Origin of the sequence: Pedobacter cryoconitis (assembly GCF_001590605.1) — a bacterium.
Taxonomy (GTDB): domain Bacteria; phylum Bacteroidota; class Bacteroidia; order Sphingobacteriales; family Sphingobacteriaceae; genus Pedobacter; species Pedobacter cryoconitis_A.
Map to the genome: position 1 here is coordinate 5,677,038 of NZ_CP014504.1, position 11,425 is coordinate 5,688,462.

10 protein-coding genes are annotated in these 11,425 nt (G+C 40.3%); 1 reads left to right on the forward strand and 9 read right to left on the reverse strand.

All coding sequences use genetic code 11. The features are described 5' to 3' along the window. Positions 1-45: 45 nt before the first annotated feature. From AY601_RS24030 to AY601_RS24070, 9 genes are all read right to left on the reverse strand, one after another. Entirely contained in the window at positions 46-1,083 is a 1,038-nt protein-coding gene (locus AY601_RS24030; RefSeq protein WP_068406230.1) for a DUF2157 domain-containing protein, read from the reverse strand. A 92-nt stretch (positions 1,084-1,175) separates the two neighbouring features. Next, on the reverse strand, positions 1,176-3,404 hold the full coding sequence (locus tag AY601_RS24035) for a cation:proton antiporter (RefSeq protein ID WP_068406233.1): 2,229 nt from the start codon (positions 3,402-3,404) through the stop codon (positions 1,176-1,178). 51 nt (positions 3,405-3,455) lie between these two features. Continuing rightward, entirely contained in the window at positions 3,456-3,800 is a 345-nt protein-coding gene (locus AY601_RS24040; RefSeq protein ID WP_157288085.1) for a hypothetical protein, read from the reverse strand. Positions 3,801-3,894: 94 nt separating this feature from the next. Then, a complete protein-coding gene (locus AY601_RS24045; protein WP_068406240.1) occupies positions 3,895-4,830 on the reverse strand; it encodes a bifunctional riboflavin kinase/FAD synthetase in 936 nt (311 codons plus the stop codon). Positions 4,831-4,841: 11 nt separating this feature from the next. Further along, entirely contained in the window at positions 4,842-5,705 is an 864-nt protein-coding gene (locus AY601_RS24050) for a YitT family protein (RefSeq protein ID WP_068406243.1), read from the reverse strand. Between the two features lie 5 nt (positions 5,706-5,710). After that, complete coding sequence (gene truB, locus AY601_RS24055; protein ID WP_420480565.1) at positions 5,711-6,463, reverse strand: tRNA pseudouridine(55) synthase TruB; 753 nt, start codon at positions 6,461-6,463, stop codon at positions 5,711-5,713. 24 nt (positions 6,464-6,487) lie between these two features. After that, on the reverse strand, positions 6,488-7,282 hold the full coding sequence (locus AY601_RS24060) for an undecaprenyl-diphosphate phosphatase (protein ID WP_068406250.1): 795 nt from the start codon (positions 7,280-7,282) through the stop codon (positions 6,488-6,490). 6 nt (positions 7,283-7,288) lie between these two features. After that, positions 7,289-7,513: a DUF3098 domain-containing protein gene (locus AY601_RS24065; protein WP_068406252.1), complete on the reverse strand. Its 225-nt coding sequence runs from the start codon at positions 7,511-7,513 to the stop codon at positions 7,289-7,291. A gap of 6 nt (positions 7,514-7,519) precedes the next feature. Beyond that, complete coding sequence (locus AY601_RS24070; RefSeq protein WP_068406256.1) at positions 7,520-8,398, reverse strand: cell division protein FtsX; 879 nt, start codon at positions 8,396-8,398, stop codon at positions 7,520-7,522. Between the two features lie 186 nt (positions 8,399-8,584). Between AY601_RS24070 and leuS the strand changes: the two genes are divergently transcribed. After that, positions 8,585-11,380, forward strand: a complete 2,796-nt coding sequence (gene leuS / locus AY601_RS24075; RefSeq protein WP_068406259.1) for a leucine--tRNA ligase — start codon at positions 8,585-8,587, stop codon at positions 11,378-11,380. The last annotated feature ends 45 nt before the right edge of the window (positions 11,381-11,425 follow it).

The window sequence follows — 11,425 nt, forward strand, 5'->3', positions numbered from 1 at the left end:
CTCCTGCTTTTATAAGGACTGGTTATAGGGGGGATTTTCAATGGGTTATTTTTTTAGGAATTCAACGTTCCAGATCTTTTCGGCTTTACGGCCGATCAGCCAGAAGGATGCAGCAAGAACACTAAAGAAAAGGGCTTTATGCCAGCTGTCCCAGAAGTATTCAAAGTAACGGGTGTAGAGGTTGATGAACAGGAAGGTAATTCCGAATTCACGGGCAATGTCGTCACGGTATTTGAGTCCAATGAAAATGCTGGCGACACAGGCAACAGCCGAAATAATGGCCCAGTAGAAAAGGCTGATTTGTTTGATGGCATACCATTTATCGAGGGTGCCGAAGTTACCGAATACAGAGATTAGCCATAGGGATACGAAAAGGTAGACCATACCACAGATGTAGGTGGTATCGTAAAATTGCCTGAAGATTTTTACGTTTTTCAGGGATAAAGAGATTGCTGTCAGGACAAGCCCGAAAGCGACAAAACGCAGGGGATAATTCATGCCCAGGAAGTAGAGGTTGTCACGTGACATGTAGCCGGTTTCAGTTCCAAACCAGGCACCAAGGGAAATTAATACGAAGATCCAGATGAGGCGGGATTTGAAGAGGTAGGCCAATATACCGTAGATGAATACGGAGAGCAAGATCAGGATGGAGAAGTGTCCGTCCCCTTTATCGAAGGTTTTACCGAGGTAGGCAATGGCATTGGCAGTGAGCATGACAGCGGTGAAAATAATGGCGTCATTACTGAATACCTGCATGGGCATGGTCTTCTTTCGGGTAAAGCTTATTTTGTAAAGGATGCCCGCGCCTACGGCAGAGAGTAAGCTGATAATACTGTCGGGGGTATCGTAAAGATTTTTTAAGTAGTCGAGGAATTTATTGTCAATTAAGAGGGCTCCGAGTGAGATGACACCACAGGCCATTGCAACCCAGAAAGAGTATTGTGCCAGCCTTCGCCAATCAAATGACTTCGCCTCATAGCTAGCTTTCAGCTTTTGGATGTCGGCAGGGGTGAGCAGGTTTTCTTCCTGCCAGTGGTCAAGCATTTCATCTAAAAAGTCACTCTTTTCCTGGTCTATTTTCATTGGTTAGTAGTTGAGCCTGAATCCTGTTCTTGAGCAGGAATCAGGCTTAACGAATCTAGTTTTTTAATTGAACAAACGGAAAATTAATTGGTTTAAACTTTCTTGAGCAGGTCGGGGATCTTTTTATTGTTCCCTACAATCCATACGATATCCTCATTCTCAAATACGAGATCTGAATCGGGATTAAGGATCCTGATGCCATTTCTCTCGATGCCAACAACCAGGCCTTGTGTTTTTTCGCGGATACCGGATTCCCGGATGGTTTGGGCAAATACGGGGGAAGAGGCATTGATCACAATTTTCTGAAGTGTCATATCCTTTTTGGGGAATGCGCTTTCCTGGTTATCATTGTTTGTACCCTTAAAGAGCTCTCCGACTGCTGCCAGCTGGTCGTCTGTACCAATCAGCATGACTTTGTCGTTTGGATAAAGCCGCTCATCACGCCCGGGAGTCGGGATCATCATATTGCCTCTCTCGATCAGTGCAATGTTTACACCGTACTTTTCTCTGACTGCTAATTCAATCAGGGATTTTCCAACAAGAGCGGATTCAGGAGCTATGGTCAATTCTGTTAAGTGGGTATCCCAGGGTAATATTTCGGGCTGTTTATTCTGTTCTTCTCTTGCATTCAGGTTGTATAGGAAGCGGTGTTCTAAACGGTCATAAAAAGCTTGTAGTTTCCTGCTGAAAATGATCATCCCGCTAACAATCAGGATCAGGGCAATCACCATAGCGACCCAGGTATTGTAGAATTGGAAGATCAGGAAGCATACGGCAAATATTGCCAGGGCGACTCTTAAAACTTCCAGCGCGATGAGTGGCCCGCGGGTGTATTTTTTATTCAGCCATAAGTGAGAGTGTGCTTTCCTTTCAATTCTCCGGATGGCCAGTGCCCATAAAAAGGGAGCCATGAAGATCAGGGAAATAATCAGACTGATGATAATACCTTTATTGCCGTTAATGAGGTTTTTTGTGATAAAGGGATGCAGATACCGGGAGCCTAAAAAGATAATGGCAATCAAAATTACAGAGTGGATAATTGTATTGAAAGTATATGACTTTAACAATGTTTTCCAGTCACTCATAGTCGTGATCCCAGCAGTACTGGAACTATATCTGTTGATGGCAGCTACCCAGCTTTTTGGAAGGGTACGCTCCAGGAAGAGGTAAAAGGGCTCTGATGCTTTGATCAGGTATGGCGTGGTAAAGGTCGTAATGGCAGAGACAGCTACCGCGATTGGATAGAGGAAATCACTGGTTACCTTCAGGGTAAGCCCAAGGGTCGCGATAATAAAGGAGAATTCACCGATCTGAGCTAAACTCATCCCGGTTTGTACAGATGTTTTTAAGGGCTGTCCTGAAAGTAATGCGCCTAATCCTGAACTTAAGAATTTTCCCAGAACAGTAGCGATCGTGATGATCAGGATAGGTACAGCATAGTCGATCAGGATACCCGGATCAATCAGCATTCCCACAGAAACAAAGAATATAGCTGCAAAAAGGTCTTTTACAGATTTAGTAAGATGCTCAATTTTTTCTGCTTGCGTAGTTTCAGCAAGGATAGATCCCATGATAAATGCACCCAAAGCCGGAGAGAACCCAACTTTAACGGCAAGTAATACCATCAGTAGACATAATGCGATGGAGACAATCAGCATCGTCTCGTCGTTCATGAGTTTTTTTGTGGCTTTCAGGAAGGTAGGAACCAGGAAGATACCACCGATGAACCATAGGATCAGGAAGAACAATAGCTTCAGGATAGAGAAAAACATCTCTGCTCCGGCAAATTGCTGGCTCACGGCCAATGTAGAAAGCAGCACTAGTAAAAGGATAGCAACGAGGTCTTCTACAATCAGGACACCGAAAACCAGGCCGGCAAATTTCTTATGTTTAACGCCGAGCTCTTCAAAGGCACGGATAATGATGGTTGTGGAAGAAACAGATAGAATCCCACCAAGGAAAATACTATCCATTGTTTTCCAGCCCATGGCCTTTCCTGCAACAAAACCGATGAGCAGCATGCAAACGACTTCGACAATAGCGGTAATGGAAGCTGATCCGCCTACTTTAACCAGTTTCTTGAAACTGAACTCCAGCCCAAGACTAAACAGCAAAAAGATAACCCCGATTTCAGCCCAGATATGGATACTTTCATTGTCGGTTACGGTAGGGATAAAATTAATATGGGGGCCAACTAATAAGCCGGCAAGAATATAACCGAGTACGAGTGGTTGTTTGATTTTTTTGAAAAGCAGGGTTGTAATTCCAGCTGCTGCGAGTATTAAGCCTAAATCAGTTATTAATACGGGTAGGTGTAGCATACATAATATTTAATTGTAAAAAAACGGGGTTTTGGTATCGTGACGAAGACGCTACCAGAAAACATGGTTAGGATACAAGAAATCGTATATGAAATTATAATGGAAGCAGGTTTGTCGGTTATAAGCCCGGAAAGGCGTATTCCTGACCGTTTTGCTCTCGGGCAGACGAAACAACTGTAAACTGACTACAGATTGTTTATTTAAGCTTTGTTGTACGACAGTAGGATGTTTAAAATCATCTCCATTTAAGTTCGATACGTCTTCGTGTTGTGTTTTATTGAACTGATGATGAAGCGAAATCGCCTTAATTTCTAAAGCTGGTCTACAGGCAGCCTGAATACGATCAGGCTTTAAGGCAAAGCATAAATTTGTAATGAAAAAGATTGTGATAATCATTAAAAAACGCCTCATTATTGTAAATATACAAAAAAAGAGGCGTTTTCTTTAATGAATTGACGTTTATTTTGAGTAAAGATGACACATATTTGAATTAGCGCTGCTGTGCAAAATAAGCTAATGTATCTTCTTTATCTTGCTGTAGTTGTATTTTAAGCGCTTCCAGTCCGGTGAATTTCACATCATGTCTGAGGAATTCCATGAAGTTCATTCTGATATACTGGCCATAGATTTCCTTGTTAAAATCAAAGATATTGACTTCTATATTCCTGGTCATTCCATTAATAGTTGGGCGCTGACCTATGTAAGCCATTCCTTTATAAGTCTCATTTTCCATTTCAACGGTCACGGCATATATCCCATCGGATGGAATGATTTTATAAGGCTGTTCAATAAATATGTTCGCTGTTGGAAAGCCAATGGTACGTCCTATTTTATCTCCTTTAATTACTGGTCCGTATAAAGAGAAATTATAACCCAGGTATTCTGCCGCTAAACCAACTTGTCCTTCTAGCAATGATTTCCTGATTTTGGTAGAGCTGACAGCAACATCATTAATATCCTGCTCCTTAATTTCTTCAATCTCATAACCATAGGGTTTTGAAAAAGCAACTAAGTCGAGCATACCTCCTGAACGGTCTTTTCCGAAACGGTGGTCGTAACCAACAATCAGTTGCTTGATGCCAATGGTGTCTACCAGGATATTCTTGATATACTCCGCCGGATTCATGTTGGAAAAATCACGGGTAAATGGAGTAATGATCAAATGGTCAACGCCCAGGGCCGCTAATATTTCTGCTTTTTCTTCAATGGTATTGATCATTTTCAGGTCCTGATTTTCAGGATCGATAATCAACCGGGGATGAGGAAAAAAGGTTAAAATTACACTTTCGCCATCAGTATTTTTAGCAAGTTCGCAAAGCCTGTTAATGATTTTCTGATGCCCGAAGTGAACGCCGTCAAAAGTGCCAATGGTTGCAACTGCGTTGTTCAACCTTTTAAATTCGGAAAGGTGGTTATATATTTTCAAAATCTTTAGTATTAATGCAAGGCATGTCGTTTTACTACGCCACCCTTGAGGTCAGAAATCTGCTGCTGCACAATAAAAGCATCCGGATCTAACTGGCGGATTTCATTTTGCAGTTTACCCATTTCAAGTTTTGTAACTACAGTATATAAGATGTCAATTTCTTTTTTCTCTCCGTACCCGCCTTCACCTTTATAAATAGTCACGCCCCTTTTCATATTATTGATCAGGAATGACTTGATGTCTTCTTTTTTCTCAGAGATAATGGTTACTCCAATGTATTGCTCCAGTCCGTTGACTACAAAATCGATGGTTTTGGAAGCTGATAAATAAGTTAGAATGGCATACATCGCTGTTTCTATATCCAGGAAAATTGCTGCAACCCCAAAAATGATAATGTTAAGGATCAGGATAATATTTCCAACAGTCAGCATGCTATTTTTACTGATGTATAAAGCGAGTACTTCTGTTCCGTCAATGACACATCCGCCACGCATAGCCAGACCAATACCTCCGCCTAAAAACAAACCACCAAAAAAAGCGATCAGTAATTTATCATGGGTAACAGGCTGAAAGGGCAGGATAATCAGGAAAACAGCAAGCGTGATAATAGCTAGCGCTGTTTTTATGGCAAACGCTTTACCTATTTGTGAATAACCTAAAATCACAAAAGGAATGTTGATCAGCAGGATCAGATAGGAAAGTTTAAATCCTGTCAGTGTGCTGATCAATAAAGATATACCCGTTACACCGCCATCTATAAACTCACTTGGCATTAAAAAGCTTTTAAGACCGAAGCAGGCAGAAACTATACCCAGTCCGATTAAGGTAAAGTCTTTTAAATGACGTAAGTAAGTATTTTTGAGGTGATTGTGCATGGTCGCTATTGGATATTTGTATCAGCTTGTTCAGCTGCGGCAGCTTCTCTTTTGTTTTTAAGGTATTCAACCAGATCAGTTACTTCAAAAGCGTCTTCTAAGAAGAAATTTCCGCTTCTTGTGCGGGTAAGTTTAGATAAATAGGCGCCGTTTTCAAGATGTTTTCCGAAATCTGAAACCAGTGATCTGATATAAGTTCCTTTACTGCAAACGATTCTGAAATCAACTTCAGGTAAGGCAATACGGGTAATTTCAAAAACGGGTACGGATACAAAACGAAGCCTCAATTCCTGTTCTTCACCTCTGCGGGCTTTAACATATAAACGTTCTCCGTTTACTTTAACTGCGGAATGGGCTGGTGGATATTGTTGTATATCACCGGTAAATGGTGCAGCAGCAGCATAAATTGCTTCTTCGGTTAAATTAGTCAGCGGATATTCCTGATCCACTACCGTTTCCATATCAAAAGAGGGTGTTGTAGCCCCCAGGATCATCGTTCCAGTATATTCTTTGTCTTCTGCCTGAAAGGTGTCGATCTGTTTAGTCAGTTTTCCTGTACATAAAATCAATAAACCTGTGGCCAATGGGTCTAATGTACCTGCATGGCCAACTTTTAACTTCAGGGGTTTTAATGAATTCCTGATCTTCCCTACTACATCAAAACTCGTCCACTTATAGGGTTTATTGATGAGTAATAACTCTCCTTCGGCAAAATTGAAGGTTCTTTCCAGTAACTTTTGTGCGCTCAAAATGGTAATCTAAATTAAGCTGCAATTTACACATTAAATTATTTGCAGGTTATGCCCGCTATATATTAATACAATGATGATCAATCCAGCAATGATACGGTACCATCCAAACACTTTAAATCCGTGTTTGTTCAGGTAACCGATAAAACTTTTAATAGCGAGTAAGGCTACAATAAATGCAATAACATTAGCGATCACAAGCAGTTGAATCTGATCGTGGCTGATGGTATTGCCTTCTTTATAAAAATCAAATAGCTTTTTTCCTGTTGCTGCAAACATAGTAGGGACAGCCAGAAAAAAAGAGAATTCAGCAGCTACTTTTCTGCTTAATTTCATGGACATACCACCAACGATACTTGCACCAGATCTTGATGTACCTGGTATCATAGCCAGACATTGAAAAAATCCGATTTTTAAAGCGGTCAGATAGCTGATTTCTTCTTCTTCGTGGATAGTTGGCTGATTAAACCATTTGTCTACGAAAAGAAGGATTACGCCTCCGGCTACTAATGATATGGCAACTGTCATTGGGCTTTCCAGCATCTGGTCAATCTTCTTGCTCAGCAGTAATCCAAAAATAGCTGCGGGAATAAAAGCAACCAGCAGTTTAACGTAGAAACCAATTGTTTTGAAGAAACGTTTAAAGTATAATACGACTACCGAAAGGATTGCCCCTAGCTGAATGGCAATGGTAAATAATTTCACGAATGGATCGGATGCAATTCCCATAAAGGAAGAGGCAAGGATCATGTGGCCGGTAGAAGAAACTGGCAAAAACTCAGTCAGTCCCTCTATTACAGCGAGAATAATGGCATCTATAAGAGTCATGTAAACTTACTTTTTCAGGATTGCGTAAATACCAAATCCAAATCCAAAAAGCACGACCATTGGCGCAAGAAGGGTTTTTCTAAAATCATAAATGTCAGTTGTTCCAATCATCAGCATAAACCCGGCAATAACAATAGCCATACTGATTAACAACAGCTGATAATTCTTTTTTGTAAAAACCATTTCATTTTTAGGGTCTTGCGTTGCAGGACTAGTTTTTTTCTCGATCATTTGTTATTATCTGTAAAGGTCGTAAATTTTTAAACGTAAATATTTGCTTACTGCAAAGGTTGTACTCAGCGCGGTCAGGAAAATCCCCAGTCCGACCAAACCAAGCAGAACGATACCAAATTCGGTATAATTTCTTAAAATAATGATTTCAGGAATTTCTTTTTGTGCGTAATATAACAGCCCAAGCAAGATCAGGATCGCGATAAATGAAGCAATTAAACCATGAAGCATGGCCCAGAATATAAAGGGTTTGCGAATAAAGTTTTTTGTCGCACCTACAAGTTGCATGCTTTTGATCAGGAAACGCTGTGAATAAATTGCCAGTCTGATGGTGTTGTTGATTAAGGCAACGGAGATCACCAGTAATATAGCCGCAAATCCCAATACAATTAAACCAATGGTATTAATGTTTTTATTCACCATATCAATTAGTGAACTCTGATAGATCACTTCTTTAACTACCGGGTTTTTACTGATGGTAGCTTTCAGTGCATCAATACTTTTATTGTTTGCATAGTCAGCTTTAAGGTAAACATCAACGGTAGAAAGCAATGGGTTGTAACCCAGGAAATTCACGAAATCTTCGCCTAAATCTTGTGTAAGGTTTTTTGCAGCGACTTCTTTGTTCACATATTCTGTCTGTTTAACGGCAGGGTTAGCATCAAGTTCTTTCCTGAACTGAATAACATCAGGTTCTTTTGCGCCTTCGTCAACTATGATATTTAATACAATATTCTCTTTTACATAGTTAGAAAGATTCTTTGCATGCACGAGTAGTAGTCCCAATACGCCAAGCATCAACAAAACCAGGGTTATACTAAATATAGTAGAGATATAAATGGTTTTCGTCTTCTTAGAAGCATCACTAACTTCAAATTCTTCCATATTTTATGAGTTGGGTGTATTTTATGTTCTGCGAAAATAAAAAAATATATGCAAACTAGATGCCTTTTAAACGGGTAAAATATCTTGTTTGGTATGATTATCGTTTATATCGCTAAAGTTCTTTTGATAAGGCTTCTAAAACCTCCTTAATTTCTTTATTTTCGCCGTATATAAAGGATTTTTGTAATGGATTACCAATTTAAAGAAATAGAACAGAAGTGGCAGGGGTTTTGGGCAGCACACCAAACGTTTAAAGCAGAGGCAACATCAGCCAAACCTAAATTTTATGTGCTTGATATGTTTCCATACCCATCGGGTGCAGGTTTACATGTTGGCCACCCACTGGGCTATATTGCCTCCGATATATTTTCAAGATACAAAAGATTAAAAGGTTACAATGTTTTACATCCGATGGGATATGATTCATTTGGTTTACCTGCTGAACAATATGCAATACAAACAGGTCAGCATCCGGCGTTAACAACTGAAGCGAATATCAGTACTTACCGTCGTCAGCTGGATCAGATTGGTTTTTCTTTTGACTGGAGCCGCGAAGTACGTACCAGCGAACCTGAATATTACAAGTGGACGCAATGGGTGTTCATGCAGCTGTTCAATTCCTGGTATAACCTGGAAACAGACCGCGCCGAAGATATCAGCACTTTAATTGAAAAATTCAATGCTTCGGGCAGTGCTGATGTAAAAGCAGCAAGTGATGAGGACGTGAAAAATTTCATGCCAAGTGACTGGGCAAACATGACCGCAGAAGAAAAGCAGGAAGAATTGTTGAAATACCGTTTAACATTTTTGAAGGAAAGTACAGTAAACTGGTGCGCGGCATTAGGAACGGTACTGGCCAATGATGAAGTTAAAGATGGGTTCTCTGAACGCGGCGGTCATCCGGTAGAACAGAAAAAAATGATGCAATGGAGCATGCGTATTTCTGCTTATGCGGAACGTTTGCTGCAAGGCCTGAATACGATTGACTGGCCGGAACCGGTTAAAGAAATGCAGCGCAACTGGATTGGTAAAAGTGTAGGGGCGAGTGTCCGCTTCAAAATCGAAACCGATGCAGCCATCAATACGGATTACATTGAAGTGTTTACCACGCGTGTGGATACGATCTTTGGTGTTTCTTATGTGGTCTTAGCTCCGGAACACGAACTGGTCGCAGCATTGACTACACCAGCACAGGTAAGTGAGATTAAGAATTATATAGAACAGACTAAAAAGAAATCTGAGTTAGACCGTATGGCGGATACTAAAACAGTTTCTGGTGCTTTTACGGGTACTTATGTAGTGAACCCGGTAAGTGGTGAGCGTATCCAGTTATGGATTGCTGATTATGTGCTTGCTGGTTATGGAACTGGTGCAGTAATGGGCGTGCCGAGTGGTGATCAGCGTGACTGGTTATTTGCAAAGCATTTTAATTTGCCAGTGGTTCAGATTCTTGATGCGCAAACAGCTATTGATGTACAGGCTGACAGTACTAAAGAAGGTAAATATATCAATTCTGGTTTCATCAATGGCATGACTTATACGGAAGCGGTCACTACTTTAAATAAGTGGCTGGAAGATCAGGGTGCAGGAAAAGCGAAAGTGAATTTCCGTATGCGTGATGCAATATTTGGTCGTCAGCGTTATTGGGGGGAGCCTATTCCGGTTTATTTTAAAGACGGTCTGCCTTATTTGATCAAGGAAGAGGAATTACCTTTATTGTTACCTGAAGTTAATAAGTATTTACCAACAGAAACTGGTGAGCCTCCTCTGGGCAGAGCCGAAAACTGGACTTACGAAAATCAATATCATTATGAGTTGAGCACCATGCCGGGATGGGCAGGTTCAAGCTGGTACTGGTATCGTTATATGGATTCCAATAACGAAACTGCTTTTGCTGGTAAAGAAGCGATTGAATACTGGAAAGACGTAGATTTATATATCGGTGGTGCTGAACATGCTACGGGCCACTTGCTTTATAGCCGTTTCTGGAATAAGTTCCTGAAAGATATGGGATATGTCAAAGAAGAAGAGCCTTTCAAAAAGCTGATTAACCAGGGAATGATCCAGGGCAGGACTAATTTTGTTTACCGGGTAGCAGATGAATCGGGCAAAGGGACGCATACTTTGGTTTCTCATGGTTTGAAGAACGATTATAAAACTTCGGCATTACGTGTCGATGTCAATATTGTAGAGAATGAAATCCTGGATATTGAAAAATTTAAGTTGTTCAGGCCTGAATTTGCCGACGCAGAATTTATTCTGGAAAATGGTAAATATATTTGTGGGGTAGAGGTAGAAAAAATGTCTAAGTCTTATTTCAATGTCGTGAATCCTGATGTACTGATTGCCAGTTATGGTGCAGATACTTTAAGGATGTACGAAATGTTCTTAGGGCCGCTTGAACAAAGTAAACCTTGGAATACCAATGGCATTGAAGGAGTGTTTAAGTTCCTTCGTAAATTCTGGCGCTTATTTCACAATGACTCCTGGGAATTTACGGTATCGGATGCTGAACCTTCAAAAGCTGAGTTGAAGGCATTACATAAAATTATTAAAAAGGTACAAGATGATATTGAGCGTTTTTCTTTCAATACCTCAGTATCCAGTTTTATGATTGCCGTCAATGAGCTGACAGACCTTAAATGTAATAAACGCAGTATTTTACAAGAGCTGGTTGTTGTTCTTTCTCCATATGCACCGCATATTACGGAAGAATTATGGGCATTGTTAGGGAATACAGAAAGTTTGTCTTATACTGCTTATCCTGAATTCAATCCGGCACATTTAGTAGAAGATGAATTTAGCTATCCGGTTTCTGTAAACGGAAAAACCAGGTTAAACTTAAACCTGAGTTTAGCGCTTGAAGCGAAGGAAATTGAAGAAATTGTATTGGCTGATGAACAGGTTCAGAAGTATCTGGAGGGTAAAACACCTAAAAAGGTAATTATCGTTAAAGGCCGTATTGTGAATATTGTGATTTAATCCAACAGGATATATTATTTATCGAATGGTTATTAAGGTGTAAAA